The organism is Nodosilinea sp. LEGE 06152, from assembly GCF_015207525.1.
In the GTDB taxonomy this organism is placed as follows: Bacteria; Cyanobacteriota; Cyanobacteriia; order Phormidesmidales; family Phormidesmidaceae; genus Nodosilinea.
On sequence record NZ_JADEWR010000001.1, the window covers coordinates 494,651 to 518,555 of the forward strand.

The 23,905-nt window shown below is 58.3% G+C and carries 19 protein-coding genes and 3 pseudogenes; 6 read left to right on the forward strand and 16 right to left on the reverse strand.

Features of this window, described 5'->3' with window-relative positions:
• Positions 1 to 423 precede the first annotated feature (423 nt).
• From IQ265_RS02345 to clpB, 3 genes and pseudogenes are all read left to right on the forward strand, one after another.
• On the forward strand, positions 424 to 2,523 hold the full coding sequence (locus IQ265_RS02345; RefSeq protein WP_194050580.1) for an FAD-dependent oxidoreductase: 2,100 nt from the start codon (positions 424 to 426) through the stop codon (positions 2,521 to 2,523).
• A 357-nt stretch (positions 2,524 to 2,880) separates the two neighbouring features.
• Positions 2,881 to 3,397: pseudogene (locus IQ265_RS02350) on the forward strand (restriction endonuclease subunit R).
• Between the two features lie 113 nt (positions 3,398 to 3,510).
• Positions 3,511 to 6,126: an ATP-dependent chaperone ClpB gene (gene clpB, locus IQ265_RS02355; RefSeq protein WP_194050581.1), complete on the forward strand. Its 2,616-nt coding sequence runs from the start codon at positions 3,511 to 3,513 to the stop codon at positions 6,124 to 6,126.
• A 316-nt stretch (positions 6,127 to 6,442) separates the two neighbouring features.
• On the opposite strand, the gene IQ265_RS29235 is transcribed toward clpB, so the two are convergent.
• From IQ265_RS29235 to IQ265_RS28475, 4 genes are all read right to left on the reverse strand, one after another.
• On the reverse strand, positions 6,443 to 6,943 hold the full coding sequence (locus IQ265_RS29235) for a hypothetical protein (RefSeq protein ID WP_255523421.1): 501 nt from the start codon (positions 6,941 to 6,943) through the stop codon (positions 6,443 to 6,445).
• Positions 6,944 to 7,211: 268 nt separating this feature from the next.
• On the reverse strand, positions 7,212 to 8,447 hold the full coding sequence (locus IQ265_RS02365) for a tetratricopeptide repeat protein (RefSeq protein WP_194050582.1): 1,236 nt from the start codon (positions 8,445 to 8,447) through the stop codon (positions 7,212 to 7,214).
• Positions 8,447 to 9,841 (reverse strand): argininosuccinate lyase, encoded by a 1,395-nt coding sequence (gene argH, locus IQ265_RS02370; protein WP_194050583.1) that lies wholly within the window; start codon positions 9,839 to 9,841, stop codon positions 8,447 to 8,449. The genes IQ265_RS02365 and argH overlap by 1 nt, the downstream gene beginning before the upstream one ends.
• 16 nt (positions 9,842 to 9,857) lie before the next feature.
• Positions 9,858 to 10,205, reverse strand: coding sequence for a hypothetical protein (locus IQ265_RS28475; RefSeq protein ID WP_228037471.1), 348 nt, complete (start codon positions 10,203 to 10,205; stop codon positions 9,858 to 9,860).
• Between the two features lie 20 nt (positions 10,206 to 10,225).
• Here IQ265_RS28475 and IQ265_RS02380 point away from each other — a divergent pair, with 20 nt between their 5' ends.
• A complete protein-coding gene (locus tag IQ265_RS02380) occupies positions 10,226 to 11,968 on the forward strand; it encodes an ABC transporter permease subunit (RefSeq protein WP_194050584.1) in 1,743 nt (580 codons plus the stop codon).
• Between the two features lie 154 nt (positions 11,969 to 12,122).
• Here IQ265_RS02380 and IQ265_RS02385 read toward each other — a convergent pair whose 3' ends face one another.
• On the reverse strand, positions 12,123 to 12,404 hold the full coding sequence (locus tag IQ265_RS02385; protein ID WP_228037472.1) for a hypothetical protein: 282 nt from the start codon (positions 12,402 to 12,404) through the stop codon (positions 12,123 to 12,125).
• Positions 12,405 to 12,893: 489 nt separating this feature from the next.
• Here IQ265_RS02385 and IQ265_RS02390 point away from each other — a divergent pair, with 489 nt between their 5' ends.
• On the forward strand, positions 12,894 to 13,115 hold the full coding sequence (locus IQ265_RS02390) for a DUF4327 family protein (RefSeq protein WP_194050585.1): 222 nt from the start codon (positions 12,894 to 12,896) through the stop codon (positions 13,113 to 13,115).
• Between the two features lie 44 nt (positions 13,116 to 13,159).
• Here the strand turns inward: IQ265_RS02390 and IQ265_RS02395 are convergent, their stop codons facing one another.
• Positions 13,160 to 14,056, reverse strand: a complete 897-nt coding sequence (locus IQ265_RS02395; RefSeq protein ID WP_194050586.1) for a DUF72 domain-containing protein — start codon at positions 14,054 to 14,056, stop codon at positions 13,160 to 13,162.
• Positions 14,057 to 14,299: 243 nt separating this feature from the next.
• On the opposite strand from IQ265_RS02395, the gene IQ265_RS02400 reads away from it, so the two are divergent.
• On the forward strand, positions 14,300 to 15,190 hold the full coding sequence (locus IQ265_RS02400) for a polyphosphate kinase 2 family protein (RefSeq protein ID WP_194050587.1): 891 nt from the start codon (positions 14,300 to 14,302) through the stop codon (positions 15,188 to 15,190).
• Positions 15,191 to 15,276: 86 nt separating this feature from the next.
• Here IQ265_RS02400 and IQ265_RS02405 read toward each other — a convergent pair.
• From IQ265_RS02405 to sufC, 10 genes and pseudogenes are all read right to left on the reverse strand, one after another.
• Positions 15,277 to 15,876, reverse strand: a pseudogene (locus IQ265_RS02405) (amidase family protein); the annotation flags it as partial.
• A 422-nt stretch (positions 15,877 to 16,298) separates the two neighbouring features.
• A pseudogene (locus tag IQ265_RS29790) lies at positions 16,299 to 16,664 on the reverse strand (amidase family protein); the annotation flags it as partial.
• Positions 16,661 to 16,858, reverse strand: a complete 198-nt coding sequence (locus IQ265_RS02415; RefSeq protein WP_194050588.1) for a DUF4089 domain-containing protein — start codon at positions 16,856 to 16,858, stop codon at positions 16,661 to 16,663. The gene IQ265_RS02415 and the pseudogene IQ265_RS29790, both read right to left, overlap by 4 nt.
• Before the next feature lie 33 nt (positions 16,859 to 16,891).
• On the reverse strand, positions 16,892 to 17,389 hold the full coding sequence (locus IQ265_RS02420) for a DUF3368 domain-containing protein (RefSeq protein WP_194050589.1): 498 nt from the start codon (positions 17,387 to 17,389) through the stop codon (positions 16,892 to 16,894).
• The gene (locus IQ265_RS02425; protein WP_194050590.1) at positions 17,373 to 17,621 is read right to left on the reverse strand and encodes a UPF0175 family protein; all 249 of its coding nucleotides are present in this window, start codon (positions 17,619 to 17,621) and stop codon (positions 17,373 to 17,375) included. Before IQ265_RS02425 ends, IQ265_RS02420 begins: the two co-directional genes overlap by 17 nt.
• A gap of 220 nt (positions 17,622 to 17,841) precedes the next feature.
• Entirely contained in the window at positions 17,842 to 19,587 is a 1,746-nt protein-coding gene (locus tag IQ265_RS02430) for a dynamin family protein (RefSeq protein ID WP_194050591.1), read from the reverse strand.
• Between the two features lie 165 nt (positions 19,588 to 19,752).
• Complete coding sequence (locus IQ265_RS02435) at positions 19,753 to 20,043, reverse strand: hypothetical protein (protein WP_194050592.1); 291 nt, start codon at positions 20,041 to 20,043, stop codon at positions 19,753 to 19,755.
• A 375-nt stretch (positions 20,044 to 20,418) separates the two neighbouring features.
• Entirely contained in the window at positions 20,419 to 21,690 is a 1,272-nt protein-coding gene (locus tag IQ265_RS02440) for a SufS family cysteine desulfurase (RefSeq protein ID WP_194050593.1), read from the reverse strand.
• A gap of 93 nt (positions 21,691 to 21,783) precedes the next feature.
• A complete protein-coding gene (gene sufD, locus IQ265_RS02445) occupies positions 21,784 to 23,103 on the reverse strand; it encodes a Fe-S cluster assembly protein SufD (protein WP_194050594.1) in 1,320 nt (439 codons plus the stop codon).
• The gene (sufC, locus tag IQ265_RS02450) at positions 23,103 to 23,891 is read right to left on the reverse strand and encodes a Fe-S cluster assembly ATPase SufC (RefSeq protein WP_194050595.1); all 789 of its coding nucleotides are present in this window, start codon (positions 23,889 to 23,891) and stop codon (positions 23,103 to 23,105) included. Before sufC ends, sufD begins: the two co-directional genes overlap by 1 nt.
• Positions 23,892 to 23,905: the final 14 nt, after the last annotated feature.

Below are 23,905 nucleotides of genomic sequence, written 5' to 3' on the forward strand. Positions count from 1 at the left end.
ATTTTTTGCAAAATCATACCGCTATTCAGCAACGCCAAATTTCACTCGGGTAAAGGACATCATGAAGATCCTCCCTACCCTTCCCTGTGAGGGGGGTGCCGTAGGAGTTTCGCTCTTAAAAGGGTGCGATCGCCGCACTTGTTGCAACCCTAATTCTGTCTTAGCGCAAGCTGCTCGATTGGCGTGATCACCTTAAACGTTGAGCCTTGCTCGACTAGGAATGACACCAAAATCTACCCCGCATCAACTTCACTAGCTGTGAAACAATTGCCCAGCCCCGTCCCTGATCGGTTGTGGTCGTGGGGCCGTAGTGAATACGCCTCCATCTCCCCCTCGTCTTGCAACCTTTTGCTACCTATAGCGGAACCTTACGATCAGCCGATAAGCTAGAGGGTGCAATCGATTCGCCCCCTTTGGTTTGCTATGAAACGATTCTTTCACGCCCTTACGGCTCCTCTCTTAGCCTCAGCGCTGGTCGCTGGCTCGCTCCCCCTACCCATTGGCAACGCCCGCGCCCAAGAGTCGGTCGCGCCCCGCGTGGCCCAGGTGCCCCGCACCCCTGACCAGGTCGTAGAGTGTGAACTGCTGATTGTCGGCGGCGGTTTGGCGGGTACGGCAACCGCCTACGAGAGCCTGCTGATGGGGCATACCGTCTGTATGACCGAGCTGACCGACTGGGTAGGCGGGCAGATCTCCTCCCAGGGCACCACGGCGCTAGATGAATCGCGGGAGCAGCGGCGGCAGCTGTTTTACTCACGCGGGTATAAAGAGTTGCGCGATCGCGTCGAGCGCAAGTACGGCAAGCTCAACCCCGGCAACTGCTGGGTGAGTGCCACCTGCTTTATGCCTGCCGATGCCAACGCTATTTTGATGGAGATGCTGGCCGAGGCCGAGCGCGAGGGCGGCGGCGAGCTGAAGTGGTTCCCCAATACGGTCGTCAAAGACCTGAGTTTGAATGCTGATGGCACCCATATTGATGAGGTGGTGGCCATTCGCCACAGCCCCGCACCGGGTACGGCACCCCTCAATACCAACTTTCTCTCTGAAATTATTGAAGATGCCTACACCTACGACGACTCGGCCCGTCTGGCGAAGGAGATTATTCAGTTTGTGCCCGCAGGCATTGAGCTAGAGGGCAACGAGACTGCCGCACCTAGCAGAGTTGACTGGTTTGTGGTCGAGGCCACCGAGACTGGGGAACTGATTGTGCTGGCCGATGTGCCCTACGAGCTGGGGCTAGATCCCAAGTCGCCGCTAAACCCATCCTCGCCCGTGGTGGAGCGCGACCCCTACTGCACCCAGGGCTTCACCTACACCTTTGCGATGGAGCGCACCGCCGAGCCCCAGACCTACGAGGTGCCTGAGTTTTACAGTATCTACCAGCCCTACTACAGCTGGGAGCGCGAGCGCGACTCGCTCAAAACCGCCCAGGACCACTTCGACTTTGTGTTTACCTACCGACGGCTGTGGAATGCCTCGCCTCGGGCCGAGGGCAACATTGCCGGGGTGGCGCGCCCCGGAGTCGGCGATATCTCAATGCAGAACTGGACTTGGGGCAACGACTACCGCCCCGGCACCAATTTAGATAACCTGATTTTGACCGAAGACCAGCTGGCGGCCAGCGGTCAGCTAGAGCCCGGTGGCTGGCTGGGGGGCCTGCGGGCCGACACCCTGCGCAAGGGCGAAGAAAATGCGATCGGCTATTTCTACTGGTTGACTACCGGCACCACCGACTCGCAAATTCCCGATACCTACAAAGAGCCCGAACCTTACAACATCTATATGCAAGGGCTAGACTCGCCAATGGGTACCGCCCACGGTCTGTCGAAGTACCCCTACATTCGCGAGGCTCGGCGCATCATTGGTCGCCCCGCCTACGGCTACGAGCAGGGGTTTATGATTAGCGAAATCGACTTTTCGTGGAACGATTTTGCCTCTGACTTCTACCGGCAAAACCTGGACGAGCAAACCTACACCTCGCTGCGGCGCTACCTGGCGGGGCTAGACACGGTTAGCACCTTTGACCCCGATGCCGACCCCAATACGTTCCCCATTCGAGCGCGATCGCGCCTCTACCCCGACACGGTAGGTATTGCCCAGTATGCGATCGACTTTCACCCCTGTATGGCCGAGTACCCTGCCGAACGACCCGGCAACATTGAGCGGCCCGGTGTGCGTCAGGCCCACGGTCAGGCCTACCCGGCCCAGATTCCGCTGCGGGCCATGATTCCCCAGCGGGTCGACAACATGCTGGTGGCCAGCAAGAGCATTGCTGCCAGCTACAGCGCCGCCGCTGCCTACCGGGTGCATTCTTTTGAGTGGTCAGTGGGGGCCGCCGCCGCCCACACCATCGATTTCTCGCTGCGCAACGGGGTGCTGCCCTACGAAATGGTCGATAACTTGCCCAGCCGCGAGCCTCTGCTCGACCAGCTGCGGGCCGAGCTAGACGCCAGCGGCAACCCGACGAAGTTCCCCAATACCTCGATCTTCAACGAGGATTGGGGCAACTGGCGGCCCTGGTAAGTAGGAGGGCCAATTAAACCCAGCTTAGGTTTCCGGGTTTTCTCCCTTGGGGAGACACGTCGTGAACGACTCTGCTTAACCCTCTGCCCAGCAACGGATCGAGCATTGAGCGGAGTCGAAATGCGTCTTGTAGATAATCAGACCTACTTACTTAGGTGCCGAGCCGGTATCCCTCGAACCCTCACTGACAAGCCTCAGGATCCACCGCGATCTTGAGGCCTGTTTCTTACGGTTAGAATTGCTCTATAAATAGCCGTCCCTTCGACTTCGCTCAGGGATCGGCTATCGCTGTTTTTATCGTTGGGGGTGCCGCGCTAGCGGCATGGACGATTGGTATAACCTCTTGGCGAGTGGACTATGGTGCAAACCATAGCGGCAGATACGGCCACCCTACGCGATCTAAAACAGGTGCTGGGGCTACAGCAATCCTTCGATCCCGCCTTTTTTGCGAGTGGCAGCAGGAGATGCCTTCCCTGAGTGAGCCCGAACAGCACCTACTCGATCGCGTCAAAGCCAATTTCACCGCATTGATGGAAGATTCACCAATGCTAGAAAACAGCGTCAAGATGGTGGTGCTATCCCCCCTACTTGATTTAGCTGGGTTCTACCAAAAGCCCTTTCGTATCGAAACTGAAACCAGCATTGGTTTAGAACTCAATGATGACGACACGGTGATTCGTGGACGCATTGATGTGCTGGTCTTGAAGGAGCAGTTTTGGCCAACGAGTTTCTGTTTCTCAAGGCGATTCGGCAGCCCACAGCCCAGTACGCTAACTCTCGGCTGTTTTCGTTGGTGAGTCCTAACAACGATCTTTACGCTGTGCTGCAAGTTCTGAAGCAGTGGGGCCTTAAAGCTGTAGCAACAGAGCCTTAAAGGCGGCATTCCACCTTGGAACAATCGTAAACACCGACCCTGCTTAACGAACACTTCTTCCTACAATGCAACCATACAGAGATTCTATGGAGTAGCCCGGGAGAGCGGAGCCTATGCAACCCACCCAAAATCTATTTACTGAAAAAGCCTGGGATGCCATTGTGCGATCGCAGGATGTGGCCAAGCAGTCGCAGCAGCAGCAGATTGAGAGCGATCACATGCTGCTGGCCCTGCTCGATCAAGACGGCCTGGCCAGCAGCATTTTTGCCAAGCTGGGCGTCAACGGGCAGGTGCTGCGCGATCGCACCGAAGCCTTTATTAACAGTCAGCCCAAGGTGTCAGGCAGCGGCTCGTCAGTGTACTTGGGTAAATCGCTCGATGCCCTGCTCGATCGCGCCGACCGCTACAAAAAAGACTACGGCGACGAGTATATTTCAATTGAGCATCTGATTCTGGCCTATCCTGGCGACACCCGCTTTGGCAAAGCCCTGTTTCAAGATCTGGGGCTGAGCGAAGCCAAGCTCAAGCAGGTGATTCAAGACATTCGAGGCACCCAAAAAGTGACCGACCAAAACCCTGAAGGCAAGTACCAATCGCTCGAAAAGTACGGGCGCGACCTCACCGATGCCGCCCGCCGGGGCAAGCTCGACCCGGTGATTGGCCGTGACGATGAAATTCGCCGCACCATCCAGATTCTCTCGCGGCGCACCAAAAATAACCCAGTGCTGATTGGTGAGCCGGGGGTGGGTAAAACCGCGATCGCAGAAGGCCTGGCCCAGCGCATCGTCAGCGGCGACGTGCCCCAGTCGCTCAAAGATCGCCAGCTAATCGCCCTCGACATGGGCGCGCTGATTGCCGGAGCTAAGTACCGGGGCGAGTTTGAGGAGCGTCTAAAAGCCGTACTTAAAGAAGTCACCGACTCCGAAGGGCAGATTGTTCTGTTTATCGACGAAATTCATACCGTGGTTGGCGCTGGAGCCACCCAGGGGGCGATGGATGCGGGCAACCTGCTCAAGCCCATGCTGGCCCGTGGCGAGCTGCGCTGCATTGGCGCGACCACCCTCGACGAGTACCGCAAATATATTGAGAAAGACGCCGCCCTAGAGCGTCGTTTCCAGCAGGTGTACGTCGATCAGCCCACGGTGCCCGACACGATCTCGATTCTGCGTGGCCTTAAGGAGCGCTACGAAGTACACCACGGGGTGAAAATTTCTGACAGCGCCCTGGTAGCCGCTGCAACGCTCTCGACCCGGTACATCAGCGATCGCTTCCTGCCCGACAAGGCCATCGACCTGGTCGACGAAGCCGCCGCCAAGCTCAAGATGGAGATCACCTCCAAGCCCGAGGAGCTAGACGAGGTCGATCGCAAGATTCTTCAGCTGGAGATGGAGCGCCTGTCGCTTAAAAAAGAAGTTGACGCCGCCTCTATGGAGCGCCTAGAGCGGATCGAGCGCGAGTTGGCTGACCTCAAAGAGCAGCAGAGCGCCCTGAATGCTCAGTGGCAGTCTGAGAAAGATACCATCGACCACATTCAATCAATCAAAGAAGACATTGACCGGGTTAACATCGAGATTCAGCAGGCCGAGCGCGACTACGACCTCAACCGGGCTGCCGAGCTCAAGTACGGCAAGCTCACCGAGCTACAGCGCCGACTCGAAACCGCCGAAACCCAGCTCACTGCCACCCAAACCACCGGCAAAACCCTGCTGCGCGAAGAGGTGACCGAGGAAGACATCGCCGAAATTATCTCCAAGTGGACCGGCATTCCGGTCAGCAAGCTGGTGCAGTCTGAGATGGCGAAGCTGCTGCTGCTCGAAGACGAGCTGCACGAGCGGGTGATTGGCCAAGAAGAAGCGGTGACGGCAGTGGCCGATGCAATCCAGCGATCGCGGGCAGGATTAGCTGACCCCAACCGCCCCACCGCCAGCTTCATCTTCCTCGGCCCCACGGGGGTCGGCAAAACCGAGCTGGCCAAAGCCCTGGCCGCCTACCTGTTTGACACCGAAGAGGCGCTGGTGCGCATTGACATGTCGGAGTACATGGAGAAGCACGCCGTCTCTCGCCTGATCGGTGCCCCTCCGGGCTACGTCGGCTACGACGAGGGCGGTCAGCTCACCGAAGCCATCCGTCGCCGTCCCTTTGCGGTCATTTTGTTTGACGAAATTGAGAAAGCGCACCCCGACGTCTTTAACGTCATGCTGCAAATTCTTGATGATGGCCGCGTTACCGATGCCCAAGGCCACACGGTGGACTTCAAAAACACCATCATCATCATGACCAGCAACATCGGCTCGCAGTTCATTCTCGATGTGGCAGGCGACGACAGCCGCTACGACGAAATGAAGGCTCGCGTGATGGAGGCGCTGCGAGGCAGCTTCCGGCCTGAGTTTCTCAACCGGGTCGATGAGATGATCATCTTCCACGGGCTGCTCAAGTCGCAGCTGCGCCAGATCGTCAAACTGCAGGTCGTCCGCCTCGAAGACCGCCTGGCCGATCGCAAGATGACTGTCAAGCTCAGCGAGTCGGCCCTCGACTTTTTAGCTGAGGTGGGCTACGACCCCGTCTATGGTGCCCGCCCGCTCAAGCGGGCCATTCAGCGAGAGCTGGAAACCCAAATCGCCAAATCCATTCTGCGGGGTGAGTTTGGCGAGGGCGACGCTATCTACGTCGATGTCGAAAATGAGCGGCTTTCGTTCAAGCGACTGCCCGCCGAACTGCTGGCCCTGTAAACCTAGACCCTGGGGGAGGGGGGGATAACCCTTCCTCCCCTAGCCCTAACCCAATGGTATGAAACTTTGACACAAGCCGTTGAAGTTTTAATGACTACGGTTGCGGGGATCCACATTATTTTGTCAGTATAGCTAGATAAGCCAATTAGGCATATTCACCAGGTAAGCTAGTAGCTAGCCCCCAAACGATTTCCGTAAGTTTCCGGAATCCATTTGGGCATACTGTTGTTAAGCCAGTCGCTGCCCCAGCCCCCTCTGACCCGTTTGCCTCTGGTTGTGGTCTTTGAGGTTTGTGGCTGACGCTGTTGGTGACCCATTAGGAGCATTGCTGCGGCGGACCAGTTCTGCCGGAGTTGCGCCAGTTTATTCCATAGAAATGGGGTTGGTTATGAAAGTCGCTCATGATGTTCCAAGACATAGCTACATGAATGTTATGGAACTGCTCGTTACCGAAGAGGTAGACAAACAGGTTAAAACCTTGCACCCCCGCATGCTGAAGTATCTGAAGCGGGTCGAGGTTGAAACCTATGCGCTCAATCGGCTGCCATCGCTGTATGCCTCTAGCGAGAAGGGGTGGCAACATCAGTACGAAAAAGCTAAGCGAGAGCTGCACAACCAAATTAAAAGCGCCGTGCGTCAGGCCTTTGCGGCGGTACAGATAGACCCGATTCGGTCGTCTGAGCCCCTGCGCGGGCAGGATAACGAAGCTGCCAATGTTGCGCTCAACGCCTTGCGGGAAATTCTCAAGCAGCCTGATCTTACCTGGGATGGGGCCATTGCTCGCCTGCGAACGGTGCTGGGTCGCCGGACTGAGCAAGCGGTCCCCACTGCGCCGCCTGAACCCACCGACCCCTCCCACCGCACCCGCTACCGGGGTGGCCCTGCMGWYWMGATRNGMMAGKGSTNNNGRKMGRRCCSASSKMARYCAMGYMSRSSRSNTRGCNACCRSNCAYCTNNACGNCTSTKWYSTRKCRTNGGYRAAWSTYSCAYCANNGCSSTSAAAYNNTGGCTTTGACTGGAATGACGCCCGCTACTCAAAGTAGGCCTGTGATTTCGGCCGCCGCTGTGGGGTACTCAACCCCTGTCTACATCAGCCCTGCTTGAGCCAGCAGGGCTGGGGGAATGCCGAGTTTGGTAATGCCCTGGCGCAGGCTGACAGCGGTAGCCGGATCGATTGCCTCGTAAAGGGCGATCGCCCGCTGAAAGGCCTGCAGCGCTTCGGGTAGTTGACCCAGCTTAAACAGCGCTACGCCCAGGTTTTGGTGCGCCGCAGCGTAGTTGGGGTCGAGGGCGATCGCGCTGCGGTAGGCGGCGATCGCCTCGTCGAGGTAGCCCCGAGCCCGGTGGGCCGTACCGAGGTTGTAGTGGGCGACAGCTAGGGTGGGGTCCGCTGCGATCGCCTGCTGAAATAGGTCAATTGCGGCTTCAAAGTCTCCCTGGGCTTTCTTAAGGCTGCCGTAGTTAACCCATGCGCCTAGCTTGAGCCGGGGCGGTATTGGCTGCGCTAGAGCCGCCTGGTAGTCACTGGTGGCCTGCTCTGGCCGATTAGCGTGGGCCAGGGCGCGGTGGTAGTGCAGCTCGTAGCGAGTCAGCTCGTCTAAAGCCGCCTCCTGGGTTAGGGCGCGATCGAGCAGGGGTAGAGCGGCCTCAGCCTGGTCAGACTCGACGTAGAGGGCGGCCAGCTTATTCAGCAGGTAGCCGTCATTAGGATGGTCGGCCAGGTAGGCCTCCATAATGGTGCGGGCGCGATCGAACTTACCCCGTTGCACAACGACCGTCGGGTCGTAGCCCGTGTGGTGCAGGGCTACCTCGGCCAGGGTAATCACCTGCCAGCGCGGGGCTTGCGCCTGCAGCTCCGCCACGCTGTCGTCCACGGTTTCGTGGTACGGGCGGCTAAAGCTAATTTCGGGTAGGCGGCGAAAGCAGCGGGTAATCAGCGTGTAGGGGGCTTGGGGTGCGCCTAGCTCCAGGCGCAGCAGGTTCAGGGCCAGCACGTCCTCAGCGGCCACATCTCCCAGAGGCTGACCCCGATCGAGGGCCTGAAGCACCTGAGCCGTGGTGGGCAGCAGCACCTCGTCGGCGTCGAGCACCAGCACCCAGTCGCCGGTGGCGTGACGCAGCGACTCATTGCGGGCGGCGGCAAAGTCGTTGGCCCAGTCGAAGCTGTAGACTTTGGCCCCGCTGGACCGGGCGATCGCCGCCGTGTCATCGGTCGAGCCGGTATCGACCACAATGGTTTCACCCACCACCCCCTGCACACTCGCCAGGGTGAGAGCCAGGCTAGCTGCCTCGTCTTTGACAATCATGCAGAGGCTAATCATTACCCTGCTCCCAGCGCTTGCTGAGCCCGCTGCAGGGCCTGGCGCACCTGCTCAAAGCCGGTACCGCCGTAGCTGTTGCGGGCTGCAACCACCTGCTGAGGGGCGATCGCCGCGTAGATATCCGCTTCAAAGGCGGGATGAATGGCCTGCCACTCGTCGAGGGTAAGCTCCTGCAGCAGTTTGCCCGCCGCCAGCGAGGTTTTCACCACCTGACCCACCAGATTGTAGGCCTCGCGGAAGGGAACCCCCTTGGTGGCCAGGTAGTCGGCCACATCGGTGGCGTTGGAGTAGTCTTCGTTGACGGCCTGGCGTAGGCGCGGCACCCGAAAGGTGACCCCCTCAGCCAGCAGAATAGTCATCGCTTCTAAACAACCTTGTACGGTCTGCACCGTGTCGAAGAGGGCTTCTTTATCTTCCTGCAGGTCTTTGTTGTAGGCCAGGGGCAGCCCCTTCATCATCACCAACAGCCCCTGCAGGTGGCCAAACACGCGCCCAGTTTTGCCCCGCACCAGCTCGGGCACATCGGGGTTTTTCTTCTGGGGCATAATGCTGGAGCCGGTGGAGCAGCTGTCGCTGAGGGTGATAAAGCTAAACTCTTCTGAGGCCCAGAGAATCATTTCTTCTGAGAGGCGCGACAGGTGTACCAAAATCAGGCTGGCGGCACAGGCAAATTCGATCGCAAAGTCGCGATCGCTCACCCCATCCAGGCTGTTGCCGTAGACGCGCTCAAACCCCAGCAGCTCGGCTGAATACTGGCGATCGATAGGGAAGGTGGTACCCGCCAGCGCGCCGCTGCCCAGGGGCAAAATATTCACTCGCTTTTGAATGTCGCCCAGCCGCTCCCAGTCGCGCTGGGCCATGTCGAAATAGGCCAGCAGATGGTGGGCCAGGCTAAGGGGCTGCGCCCGCTGCAGGTGCGTATAGCCGGGGATCAGGGTTTCAACATGGGCTTCGGCCAGGCCCAAAAGGGTCTGCTGGTACTGGCGCAGCTGCCCCTGAATTGCCTCAATCTGGGCGCGCAGGTAAAGGCGCACGTCGGTGCCCACCTGGTCGTTGCGGGAACGGGCGGTGTGTAGCTTTTTGCCCACATCGCCAATCAGCTCGGTTAGCCGTCGCTCGACGGCAAAGTGCACGTCCTCGGCCTCAACGCCGGGGGTAAAACTGCCGCAGCGGTACTCCTGGCGAATGGTCTCGAGGCCATTCACAATCTGCTCCCCCTCCTCAGGGCTGAGGATGCCGGTTTTAACCAGCATTTTGGCGTGGGCTTCTGAGCCAGTCAGGTCGTACTCGATCAGCTGAATATCGAAGCCAATGCTGGCGTTAAAGGTCGCGATCGCTGGGTGCAGCGCCGTTTCAAAGCGCTGGCTCCAGGTCTGGGGAGGGGGCGTTTCCATGGGCAGGTGGTGGGGTTTAAAAGGCGGTCAGGTTGCGAATGAAGTAGCCAAGCACAATGCCAAAGAGCAGTGCCCAAAGCTGGCCCGACTCGACAAAGTTGTTCCAAACGCTGACCATATCGCCCAGGATGTCCTGGTCAAACTGCTGCGCCAGCACCGGGGATAATGCCTCAGGTGTTACCGCCACCCCGGTCACGCTGGGTAAATCAACTCCGGTAAAATAACCGCTGAACCCATTTCCTGTGTCTAGCCCTAGGTCTAGACTGACGGGGCGTAGGATCGTGTCTATAGACAGGGGCTGAGCAGCACTTTGAAGCAGAGCGTTGGACAAAGGATAATTGTAAGGCTGGGGCATAACGTCCATGGCACCGTGACGACCTGAACATGGTTGACACCCAACAGACTATCACCATACCGCTGCGGCCGAACCTCTGGAACCCAAAAACAGTCAGCGCTCTAGGGGTTTTGCTCGCCCTGGGTCTGGCCGCTTACCAGGCAGGGCTGGGTCGACCCGGCGCAGAGCTGATTAACTGGGGCGGTTGGCCGCAGCTGCGTGAGTTTTTGGCGGCCAGTCTGCGGCCCGACCTTAGCCCTGAGTTTGTGGCGCTGATGGGCCGCGCGGCCCTGGTTACCCTGGCCTACGCGGTGTTGGGAACTGCCTTTAGCATTGGGCTAGGGCTGGCGGGGGGGCTGCTCTCCTCGGCGGTGTGGTGGCAAACGCTGCTGCCGCAGGATAAATGGGGTCTGCGCCAGAGCCTTTGGCTGGGGGCGCGAGGGCTGCTGGCCTTTCCCCGCGCCATCCACGAGCTGATTTGGGGGCTGGTGCTGTTGCAGGTGCTGGGGCTAAACCCCATGGTGGGGGTGCTGGCGATCGCGATTCCGTTTGGGGCGATCGTCGCCAAGGTTTTTTCAGAAATTCTAGACGAAACGCCTCCCGAACCGCTTAATGCCCTGCTCAACGCCGGTACCCCACCGCTGATTGCCCTGGTCTACGGCCTGCTGCCCCAGGCTCTGCCCAACCTGCTCTCCTATACCTTCTACCGATTTGAATGTTCGCTGCGGGCCTCGGCGGTATTAGGCATAATCGGAGCCGGGGGGCTGGGCTACGAGATTTTCTTGAGTTTGCAATCGCTGCGCTACGAGCAGCTGTGGACCGGGTTTTACGCACTGATCGTACTCAATGGTGCCGTCGATGCCTGGAGCGCTCTGGTGCGTCGCCGCATGGGCTTTACCAGTCGCCTCGACATCAACCGCCAGCCAGGGCGCAAACCGGGAAATACGGCTCGATCTGCATCAAAAGCGCCTAAGCAAGACGGGTTTTTGCGGCTGTCGTGGCTGGGGGCGGTGCTGGCCGTGCCCCTGAGCTGGTGGTGGCTGCAGCTAGATGTGGCGGTGCTGTGGTCGGCGCGCACCCAGCGGCTCTGGGGAGAACTGTGGGGCACCGGCTGGCCACCCCTGCCCTCCTGGGCTGAGCTGGTGAATCTAGCGCAGCTTGCCTGGCTCACGGTGGCGATGTCGATGGTGGCGATCGCCCTGGCTAGCCTTGGCGGTATTCTCGTTTCGCTGCCTGCGGCCCAAAACTTTTGGCTACCGGGGGGGCTGCTGCACCCTGTTGGTCAGCGCGATCGCACGGCCTGGATGGCTTTTGTGGTGCTGGGCCTCAGTCGCCTGGTGCTGCTGGTCAGCCGCGCCGTTCCCGCTCCGATCTGGGCGCTGGTGCTGCTGTTTGTGCTGTTTCCGGGGGTGCTGCCGGGGGCGCTGGCCCTGGCTCTGCACAACTTTGGCATTCTGGGTCGCCTGATGGCCGAGGTCAACGAAAACCTAGACGATCGCCCCGTCCGCGCCCTCAGCGCCCTGGGAGCCGGCCCTAGCGCAGTTGTAGCCTACGGCATTTTGCCCCAAAACCTGGGCCGCTTTCTGGCCTATAGCCTCTACCGCTGGGAGGTATGCCTGCGCGAAACCGTCATCGTGGGCCTGGTTGGGGCCGGTGGTTTAGGTCGCCTGCTCACCGAGCAAATTAGCAGCTTCGACTACAGGGGCGTAATGGTGACGCTGGCGGTTTTTGTGGTGCTTACTTTTGGCGTGGATGCGGTGAGTCAGCGGTTAAGGGCGGTGTTGAGGGAGTGAGGAAGGTGAGGGGGTGGGGAAGGTGAGGAAGGGGGAGTGCAAAATTCAAAGTGCAAAATTTTGAATTCTCAATTTTGAACTCATCCATCCCTCTCCTTCGATAAGCCGCTCCGCGCCTGCCTCCCCCTATCCACCCATCCACCCATCCACCCATCTACCCCTCATCTTGCCAATCAGGACAACCTCCACCCCCTTGCCAGCCGTAGGGGTGCATCGCGCACACTAGGGTGCAGCGCTTAGCCCGACTGGTGCCGTAGGCGATGCCGTGGTAGTTGGTGCAGCCCCGACAGGGTTGGGGCCGAGTTGGCGGCAAGGATGGGAAGCCGGCCTGCGATCGCAAAATTTGCTGTTTGCTTTGCCCTCGATGCCACTGCTCGTAGGCGCGGCGGCGGCACAAATCGTTGGCTCGGTAGAAGAGTTCATTGGTCACGCTCACGACCTGTCCTCCCGACGGGGGTTTACGGCGCTAAGCACGCCGATGGTTAGTGAAGTGAGCCGCTATCAGCCCGCTGGTTTGCCCAACGCCAGCGGTGGCTCTAGCAATAGCCTACCCAGTGGAGCAGGGCCATTCCGTAAAACTTAAAGGGTTGCAACGTCAAGCCTTAGCTCTAAAGCTCCTGGCTCAGCAGCCTCAAACTCCAAATTTAGACGAAAGCGCCCCAAACTGAACGGGTGCTATGCAATAATTGCATAGAGATTGGCAAGGACTGCATGTTGCAGAACCGTAACAGTCAATAGTGTGATATCAGAGCGAAATTACAGCATTTGTTAATGGCATAGCTCAAAGATTAAGGCGAAAATAAGCCAGAGCTGCTAGCCAAACCTTCAAAACTATCAGTAAACTGGGATACGGAATCTAAAGATTCTTGTCTGGCTTATTTGACTTTTGTCTCGTGCAGCTTCTCCGTCGTTACTGGTTTTAGGTATGCTTCAGTCCCTCCACTACTCCATTGACATCATCCGTGACGAAGCTCGACAGCTGGTTCAAAAGGGTGTAGTTAGCCGTCAACAGCCCATTTACACCCTCTGCCGTCACATTCCTGCCCGTGAATGGGCGCTGGTTGAAGCTGAGCTAGAGACATCGGGGTTTCTGCTGCGCGATCGCGTGGGCGATCTCATGGGCCGCGAAGACTGGGAAAACGACTAGGGTTAGCCTGCCGTCGGTGGTACGGCTCTTTTAAGCAAAACCGATTATCCAAATAAACTGAGCTGGGCTGAGGATGTGTCTTCCTCGGCCCTTTGTCGTTCAGCCCTATCCCACAGCAGCTCGGGCAGCTCGACCCCTACCTGCTGCAAGCGATGGTAGACCTCGCGGGCTACCGCCGGAGATTTGGCTTCCTGGGGGCAGTGGGCAAAGAAGTATACGTCCGTACCAGCATCCAGCCACTGGCGCAGCCGGGGCACCCATTCGTCGAAATAGGGCTGGTTGTAGGCGAAATCGGGGTGGCTGATGTAGCGCACGATCGCAAACGAAGCCGTGATCTCGGGCTGGAGGGGCACCCTGGGCTTTTTGCGCTCGGAGCCAATTTGGGGGTCGTCGGCGGGGGTGTTGATGCAGTCGTAGATGGGGCGGGTATCGAGCAGCACGCGACCTGCGCCCAGGCTCTTAAGCATTTGGTTGAGGCGGGTGGCGTGGGGCTCGGCGAACCAGTCGAGGTGGCGCACTTCTACCGCGATCGGATGCTGCTGCCGGGGCCAGCGGGCCAAAAATTCTCGCAGGTCTGACAGGTGCTCGGGGCTGTAGGTGGGCGGCAGCTGAATGAAGATCGGCCCCAGGCGGTCTCCCAGGGGTGCCAGCGTTTGCAGAAATCGGTGGGATGCTTCGACAAAGGGCACCAGCTTGCCCTGGTGCGAGAAGGCGCGGGGCAGTTTGGGGCAAAACCGAAAGCCGGGGGGCATAGTCTCCGCCCAACGATCGATGGTTTTGGTATCGGGCATGGAGTAAAAGGTGGTGTTGCCTTCGACAGCGGTCATGCGATCGCCGTACAGCCGCAAAAAATCCCCTGGCTTGCTGCCCCTAGGGTAGAAGCTGCCCGCCCAATCCTTGAACGCCCACACGGCGCACCCGGTAAAATATGCCCCTGCCATTGCCCTGCCCCTGCATTGCCCTACCCCCCAATTTTGACGCAACAGCAGCCTTCCTTCACGGACTGCCGCCCCCAGGCCACCCTGTAGACCCAGGCCGCCTCAGCGTTGGCGGTGGCTGAGACTGCGGCGTCAAGACGCTGCGATCGTTAAGGGTTGAGACAGATGCAGCCTGGGTCAGGCCAGGGTTAGCTATGCTTGAGACCCCTCAGCATTGGGACTGTTGCCCTCTACCCTTTATCACCCATGGATTCTGCCTCACGTCTCGATATCCTTACCCCAGAGCGAATGGTGGTCAAGCCTGGTACTAGGGTGACGCTCAAAGACTTTGATCCTAACTTTACCGGCAGTTTTAAGAAAAAGCAGGCTAAAGAACTGCTGCAGCAGGGGGTCGAAGAACTGGCCCGCTACCAGGATATGCTTTACGCCCAAAACACCTATGCCATGCTGATCCTGTTTCAGGCCATGGATGCGGCGGGCAAGGATAGCACGATTAAGCACGTCATGTCGGGCATTAACCCCCAGGGTTGTCAGGTGTATAGCTTTAAGCAGCCCTCGCTAGAGGAGCTTGACCACGACTACCTGTGGCGATCGTTCAAAGCCCTGCCCGAGCGCGGCAACATTGGCATTTTTAATCGCTCGTACTACGAGGAAGTACTGGTGGTGCGGGTGCGGCCCGAACTGCTGGCTCAGCAGCAGATTCCCAAAAGTGTCAGGAGCGATCGCATTTGGCAGCAGCGATTTGAAGAGATCAACAACTTTGAAAAATATCTGGTCAACAACGGCATTGTGGTGATGAAGTTCTTTCTCAACGTGTCGAAGGAAGAACAAAAAAACCGCTTTCTCAACCGCATCGATCGCCCTGAAAAAAACTGGAAGTTTTCCCTCGCTGATGTCAGAGAACGGGGCCGTTGGGACGACTACATGGCCGCCTACGAGGATATGTTTAGCCACACCAGTACCGACTGGGCTCCCTGGCACATCATTCCTGCTGACAACAAGTGGTTTACCCGCCTGGCCGTGGCCAACTTTATCGAGCAAAAGTTGAAATCCCTCAACCTCGCCTATCCAGAACTGGAGCGAAACCACCTGGAGCGGCTAAAGGAGGCCAAGGCGATGCTGGAGAGTGAGGAGTAGATAAGTGGATGAGTGGGTCTCCACCTGCTCTACGAGAGACGCTAGCGCGAACGACTTCGCTCAGGGACCGTCACCCGCCTACTCCCCTACCCACCGGCTCCCTTCTCCGCCAACCACGCGGCGACCCGAAACAACTGCGCCTCTTGATACGGTGCGGCAATCAGCTGGATGCCTACGGGGAGCTGGCCAGGACGGTGGATGGGTGCCGAGAGAACCGGCAACCCAATAAACGAAAGAGGCTGGGTGTAGAAGCCCAGGTGGGGCCGTAGGGGATAGGTGACGCCATCAATATCCAGTGTTGTTTGATCGAGGGGCGGGGCGACGCAAGGGGTCGTGGGGGCGATCAATACGTTGTAGTGCTGGAAGACGTCGCGGACGCGATCGCGGTACCACCGCCGCAGCCTTTGGGCCTGCACAAACCAGGCGGCGGGAATCATCGCTCCGGCCAGAAAGCGATCGCGGGTGGCCGGGTCAAACTCCATCGGGCTCTGCCGCAGGCGATCCAGATGGAGCTGGCTGCCTTCACAGGCGGTGATAATGTAGGCCGCTGCTCTGGCCCGATGGGTCTCAGGAAATTCCACCACCTTAGAAACGTCTAACGCTTGGAGTACATCACTTAGAACATCCCGCACCAGAGGCTCCATGCCACGCTCAAAATGGCCGCCCAGTTGAGCAATCCGCAGTCCTKCAAYWSCNCTRMSWSMSRGCASSGSNAGCKGKSMCWGKSSNNGCCRYWGRKYWCMSACSRSKWCSRYYSGGYMYSGCMSCWGCAKRSYGWNGWAGACGRWGSCKRGGYCGGSGMSSGMTNGCGCCMNNGSCSCCRCGKNGRTCNAMGSKGMTGRARRWSMWRMMKSCSCNNCCGCCCGNNCGWCRRCSGWMCRYMGNTSRRCYTSAGMCCNAKRCASCMSMSRYWGMNGSAGCRGNCASGMGMAKCNAGCMRWWGSTNTCRGMASCCRSAGMRMRWGKCRYCMGMCCCKYCGCCRCMGCMKCMGMYGASCSNGCYCGAKGASMMGCYNCGCSATNCGSSWGRRSWWGKSSRRGYWNCGSGRKAGYGSCAAMGNTGKGNGTKGMNTSGYGACRMNAGCNCGYMGGCSTNCTCRYYCAWMKYCAGCGCTCCCACCAGCACCGCCCCGGCCTGCTGTAGGCGAGCGATCGCCGTGGCATCTCTAGCCGCTGGGGGATTGCTCTGGTTAAGCTTGGCTCCTGCCAGGGTGGTGAGGCCCTCGATATCGAACAGGTTTTTGACCGCGAAGGGAACTCCAGCGAGGGGGCCGGAGCCTTGACCTGCGGCTATCGCATCGTCAATGGCCTGGGCCTGCGATCGCGCCCGTTCTGTCGTCACCGCCGTAAAACAATTCAGCGATCGGTTGCGATTGGCGATATCCGCTAGAGTTGCGTCTAGAACCGTGGAGGCAGAAAGGCTCCCGGCTCTAACGGCAGCGGATAGGGTCAGGGCATCGGGCGGTTGGGTCATGGCTCAAAGGTAGCGGCACTTTCCACCGTATCAGGCAGCGGAAAGGTAAGCACGGGCTGGGCGACATCCCAAATGTGCTTCATATTGGCCACCACCCCCGGCTTAATTTCATCGGGAATTGTGAGATCTAGAATCGGGGCGATCGCATCAACATAATCGCTTAGGTCAATTGAGTTAGACGGTTCAGCACTCATATCACTTAGTGACACCTACAACGCAAATCATTATTAATCTAGTTCACCACTTTCTTGCAGAAGCTGATTCAGCAGCGCAGGCGCGATCCAGAAACCGGCTTCTCGCTGCAACCGATCCATAGCAACTTTCATAGAAGCGACAGTACCACCATGCAAGCCTTTCAGCAAAACGCCCAAAATGCCTACTGGGTACAAACCGAGGGCTCTAGCAGATTGTCGAGCTTCTTTTTCGTCAAGCAGAATGCTTTCGGCAGAAATTTCTACAGCTAGGGCAATGGCTTCAGACTCCCCCTGGTGAAGCTGCCTCCGCAGTAGGGCGACGAGGGATATATTGCTAACGGTTTGAGGTACGAGCCAACCTTCATCTATGGCTTTCCGCAGGCGACTAGAACCCGGCAACGCTTTGTCTATTTTTAATTCTGTAAGGACGGCTTGAGGAATCAGAACTTGCCCGAACTGCTGGGGCAGCAGAAATAGATGGTCAATGATCGCCAGATTGAGCAACGGTGATGTGTTACTGACGACGAGCATATTCCATATCTTCTGAAAGTTCGGCTTCAGAATAGTGTCGGGAAAGGCTACGCTCCCCTAAAAGCTGGCTAAATTGCCAATGATCTAGGTTGGCTAGCTCGCGGGCTTTACCGAAGGACAAAAGGTCTTGAGCATAGAGGGCAAGGGCCAATTCTTTAAGTAGCTCTGCTTCGATACGGCTTTCAGGAAGCCGTATCGACTGAATAATAGATTCAGGAATAGAGAGTTGCATGGTTTTATCTTGGGTAAGATGTGCCGCTACAGAAAGCTGTCTGCTTCAGCATAGCTAAGGACTTGTAAGCTAAGGATTTGCAAGGTAAGCCGCCCTGGGGGAGGAACCGTTTTTTTGACCTAATGGAGCACCGCTGCCTCCACTCTCCAAGGCTGACTAAGTCCTGGCTGATAGAACGGTTGGCAGAACAGCCCTAGCCATAAATACTGCTCCTCTAAATTTACCGTTCCTCCGCTGCCCCGCCCAGCACGTTCGAGCTGAACAGCCCCTCTGCCTCTTGCTTGATTGCGGTGTATTGGTCAATCACCGGCTGCACCGCCGCCTCTTCGCGCTCCACGTAATCGTAGAACTGGGTAAAAATGCGCTCGACTTCCTCGTAGATAATCCCAAGTTTTTCGTTGAGGCGACCGGCTACTTCCTCCTGAAAACGGCCCTTCTCGCTGTCGAGCGCCTGCTCAAACTTGGCGATGATGCGGTTGCGCTGCCACAAAATGCCGATCGCCAGCACCACCACCCCCACACCGGCAAAGGCAATGCCGATCGCGCTCAAAATTGCCTCGGCCACCGCAAACTCAATGATGTGCAGAATGGTACCCGCCACCGCCATCACAGCCCCGCCGACAATTTCGTTGGCCATATCACCCGCCTGGGTGACCAGCACATCGCCAAAGCCCTGGTCGGCCATCAGGTTGTTAACCTTGGCTTGCACGCTGTCAATTACCTCCTGGCGGCGCTCCAGCACCTTGAGCGAAATGTGGCTGCTCTCTACCCGGTGGGTTTTGACACTCTCCAAATCCTGGTTGAGCCCGTCAAAGAGTTGGCGAATGCCGTCGACAAAGTGCTGTGCCCCCTCTCGCGAAACCTCTTCGAGCGATTCGCGCAGGTCGCGGGCGCAGCGCTCCTGAAAGTCGTCAACCCAGGCTCGCATAGAGGCATCTTGATTAAACATGCCGACGAACGATCGCCGCACCACCATGGGTACCGTCAGGCTTTCGCGAAAGTCGCGCTTAATGCGAGCCGAGATGATCTCATAGCGGGCGGCCAGGCGATCGGCCAGGGTGTTGACCTCGTAGCGCGATCGCCCCCGCCCGGCGTCAATTTTGCTGCGAATGCTGGCGGCGGTGGCGCGATCGCTGGCCAGCTGTCGGTTTAGCCCCTCCACATCGCCATTCAGCAGGTCAATAATCTGCTGCGTGGTCTGACTCACCGATCGCAGCTTGATCTTGTAGCTCTCCCCAGACGACACCATCGCCTGAATGTACTGACGCACCGGCTCAAAGCCACTGTTCGCCGTATCGCCCTCCTGCTCCAGCGCCGCCGAAGTAGGAAAAATGATCGGGGCTTTGATCTGCTTTTGGTAGGCGTATTCCTTCACCCGCTCCACGTTGGTTTGTAGATCGGCGGGGCGCAGCAGATCCGCCTGCTGCAAAATAAATACCACCTTCTTGCGCCATTCAGCGCTGACAAAATCGAGAAAATCCCAGGCGCTCTTTTGGTATGGGTTTTTGGCAAACAGTACAAAAAATGTCAGGTCGCTGTTGGGTATGTAGCGCTCGGTAATGATTTGGTGCTCGGCAATCACCGTGTTGGTGCCCGGCGTATCTACAATCGAAATGTCCTGCAGAATCGGGATCGGTCGGCCAATTTTGCGCAGGCTCGGCTCCACCTGCTCGACAAACTCTTGCTCGGCGTAGACAATTTGCTGAATTGAGTCGGTGCAGGGCTCAATGTCGGTGGCGCATACTTCAGCGTCGAGCAGAGCGTTCACAAAGCTGCTCTTGCCCGCCTTTACCTCGCCCACCACCACAAACAAAAACGGCTCGTTGATGTTGCGGCGCAGGTTGTGGGTGGTGCGCTGCAAGTTGGGGTTGTTGATGGCGGTGGCTAGGGCCTGCACCCGCTCTAGCAGGCGATCGAGGTCGTCGCGATAGGCGTGGAGCTTTTCGTTAATTATTTGGCTGGCCACGGCATATCTCCTTAAACCTCATTGGGCCGCGACTAGGGCTGGCCTACCCTTAAATTATCGCACGGCCAGATTTTTGGGCATTCCCTCAAAAGGGGACGGGTGCTTTAGGTTGACGACCTATCTCTGCTAAGGAGCAAAAGCACCCGTCCCCTGACCAGGCGTCTTTTACATCGATATCTGCCTGTCGCGCCTCAGCAGACTAAACACCTCGCCCTGCTCCGGGGTAATCAAAATCCCCGATCGCGGTATCGTCACCAACCGGCTCCACTCCCGCTGCTCGGCGTACTGAAGCAGATGCAGGTGGTTAATAGCCCCTCGCACCCCCTCCGACGAGCCAATCACCAAATGGCGCAATCGCTCGCGCCCCGGCTGAGGGATGGGATTTGATAAGCGTAGGGGATTCAGATCTCCGAGTTCTTCAAGAACTCGGAGATCTTGACGGGTAAAACACAACATAATCGGGTTCCTTTCCGATGAAACGACGGGGAAGAAACCCAAAAACTTGGCCGCCCCAGACATGTGCAGTTCAGGGCGGCCAGGTACAATCACCTTAGCCTCCGAGACAGCTCGGTTCTGTCGACGGGGTTAGCCGCTGGTTGGTGTTGGCGCACCTTCCAGTGGCGTTTAGCCAAATTTTTGGGACGTTCAGACTGCACGCACACAACCTTAGCTCAGTAATCTAGTCCAATCTGGCCCTCGGCGCAAGTAAGAATTGTTACCGTCTTCTAGAAACCTTGAGTTTAAAAACTGGGTTTCTTTGCCTGGTTGTATTTACCTATCTTTGTTAGTCGCTGTAGGGTAGCTTTATAGCTATCAACGACCAAAACCGTTTTAATTGTCGTCTTCAAACACGCCTTTAAAGAACTCGATGGTGTCTTTGAGTGCGGCGATAAAGCTGTCGATCTCGGCCTTGGTGTTGTAGAAATACAGGCTAGCCCGCGCCGTAGAGTCTACGCCCAAAATGCGGTGCAATGGCTGGGTGCAGTGGTGCCCCGAGCGAATCGCAATCCCCGACTGGTCGAGCAGGGTCGATAGATCCTGTGCGTGGACGCCCTCGACGGTGAAAGTGACTAACGCCGCCCGTCCGCTGCCGTCCGCTTGGGGGAGCGGGCCGTAGAGTGTAACTTCGGGAACGGTCTGCATTTGCTGGTAGAGGTAGGCCGTTAGCTCGTGCTCGTAGGCGGCAATATTCTCCAAGCCGATCGCACCCAGGTAGTCTACCGCTGCCCCCAGGGCGATCGCCTCAGCAATGGCCGGAGTTCCTGCCTCAAACTTGTGGGGCAGCCCCGCATAGGTAGAGTGATCTAAAAACACATCGGCGATCATTTCGCCGCCGCCCATGAAGGGAGGCATGGCTTCTAGCAGCTCTAACTTGCCGTAGAGAAAGCCAATGCCCGTGGGCGCACACATCTTGTGGCCCGACGCCACGAACCAGTCGCAGCCCATCGCAGGTAAGTCTAGCGCCATGTGGGGCGCGCTCTGGCAGCCGTCGATTAGCACCTTGGCTCCGTGGCGGTGAGCCATTTCAATGATCTCTTCCACTGGGTTAATGCAGCCCAGGGTATTGGAAACGTGGTTGACCGCCACCAGGCGGGTCTTGTCGGTCACCAGGTCGCGGTACTGGTCAAGGTCGAAGGATTGATCGGCGGTTAGCCCCACAAACTTGAGCACTGCCCCAGTGCGCTGGGCCACAAACTGCCAAGGCACCAGGTTGCTGTGGTGCTCCATCACCGAGAGGATAATTTCGTCACCGGGCTGCAGGGTGGTCATGCCCCAGGCGTAGGCTACCAGGTTGATCGCCTCACTGGCGTTGCGGGTGAAGATAATCTCGTTGCGGCTGGTGGCCTTCACAAAGGCCGCCACCTTATCCCTAGCCCCCTCATAGGATTCGGTGGCGCGGGCGCTGAGGTTGTGCACGCCCCGGTGTACGTTGGCGTTGTCGCGCTGGTAGTAGTGTTGCAGCGCCTCCAGCACTGCCCTGGGCTTTTGGGAGGTGGCCGCGTTGTCGAGGTACACCAGCGGGTGACCGTTCACTTCCTGATGGAGGATCGGGAAGTCGGCGCGAACCTTAGCGGCGAGGGTGAGTTCCTGAGCGACGGTCATGGGGGAGTGGGGGTGAGAGGGTGGATGGGTGGGCGGGTAGGCGGGACGGTCCCTGAGCGAAGTCGAAGGGGCGGGTGGATGGGTAGGAGGGGGCTATGACCACTGGGAGATGGTCTCGGCGAGGCGCGATCGCAGCGTTTCCACCGCAATGGTCTCTAGCATTTCCATAGCAAAAGCATAGATCAGCAGCCGCTGGGCCTGGGGCGCGCTAATGCCGCGACTTTGCAGGTAGAAGATTTCGTCGGCCTGAAGCTGACTGACGGTAGCCCCGTGGGCGCACTTGACGTTGTCGGCAACAATTTCGAGCTGGGGCTTGGTATCGACTCGCGCTTTGTCGGAGAGCAGCAGGTTGCGGTTGAGCTGGCTGGCGCTGGTGAGCTGAGCTTTTTGGGCCACTGCCATGCGTCCATTGAAAACGCTGTGGGCGTGGTCATCGACAATGACTTTGTGCTGCTGCTCGACCACGCCGTGGGGGTGGCTGAGGGCCACCAGGCTGTGGGTGTCGATGTGCTGGTTAGCGGCGATCGCCCCTAGCCCGTAAATTTTGGTAGTCGTTTGCTCACCCGTTTGGTAGATCTCCCAGTTGTGGCGGGCCAGCCTAGAGCCAAAGTCTACGGCGGTGCCGATGTACTGGCTGTCGCGGGCCTGGGTCACGACGGTTTTGCCAATGTGAAAGGTACCCGCGCCCTCTCGCTGAATGCGGCTGTGGGTAAGCTGGGCATTGGCGTCGAGCCACAGCTCGGTAACGACGTTAGTGAAGTGGGGTGCGGCAGACGGGCCACTGAAGTCTTCGATTAGGGTGAGGGCGCTACCCGACTCAGCGACCACCAGGCAGCGGGGCTGGGCTAGGAGAGCCGGTTCCTCGGGTTGAGCCACGTAGATAATTTGAATGGGGGTCTCAACGACGGTGTTGCGGGGTAGCCAAACTACTACCGCATCCTGAAAGCCTACGGTGTTAAGGGCGGTAAAGACTTCGTGGTGGCCGCTGGCCTGGGCTAGGCGTTCAACTACCTGAAGGTCAGGGTGGCTGCGAAGGGAGCCAACGATCACTCCGTCCGGCAGGTTCTGGAGCTGCGATCGCTCAGCACTGACCCGTCCATTAACCACAACAACCTGAGCACCAGCCGTCTCTGACAGGCGCAGATCAGCAACATCGGCCTCGCTGACTGAAGATTCTCCGGCAGCAACAAAGTCAATGGCAAGCAAGTCTGCCAGGTCGGTAAAGCGCCAGTCTTCGTCACGGGCAGACGGAAACGCGTGCTCGTTGAGCAGGGCTTCGGCCCGCGATCGCATCGTCTCCAAAGCCAGTTCCTGAGGCACGGCGGCTTTTGCCCGCTGCACCAGCCCTTTCAGGTAGGCATCGCGCTGGTCAACCGTCATCCTAGAGCGCACTTCAGCCATAGAACTCGTCATTACGCCGTCACCCCTGTCCGAAATTCTTTCAGCACCCACTCGTAGCCGCGCGACTCTAGCTCTTTGGCCAGGTCTTTGCCGCCGGTCGTAATAATGCGGCCATCGGCCATTACGTGCACGTAGTCGGGCACGATGTAGTCGAGCATCCGCTGGTAGTGAGTGATCAGCACCACGGCGTTGCCGGGGGTAGAAAGCTGGTTTACCCCACCGGCTACGGTTTTAAGGGCGTCAATATCCAGGCCCGAGTCGGTCTCATCGAGGATGGCTAGGGCAGGCTCTAGCAGCGCCATTTGCAGAATTTCGTTGCGCTTTTTCTCACCGCCCGAAAAGCCCTCGTTGACACTGCGATCGAGGAACGAGGCGTCCATTCTGACCACGTTCAGCTTTTCTTCGATCAGGTCGTCGAAGTCGAACACGTCAATCTCGTCTTCGCCACGGGCCTTGCGGTGGGCATTAAACGCTACCCGTAAAAAGTCGCGGTTGCTTACCCCAGGAATTTCCAGCGGGTACTGAAAGGCGAGAAAGATACCGGCAGTGGCGCGATCGTGGGGGTCTAGCTCTAACAGGTCTTGCCCTTTGAAGTGAATCTCCCCGGCTGTAACTTCATAGTCGGGATGGCCCGCCAAGACCTTCGAGAAGGTACTCTTACCCGAGCCATTGAGGCCCATGATGGCGTGAATTTCGCCAGCCCTCACCTCCAGGTTGAGGCCCTTGAGAATTTCGGTGCCGTCTACGTTGGCGCGAAGGTCGCGCACCGAGAGAATAATGTCGCTGTTCTCGTTAATCATGGTTTTCCTGTGGT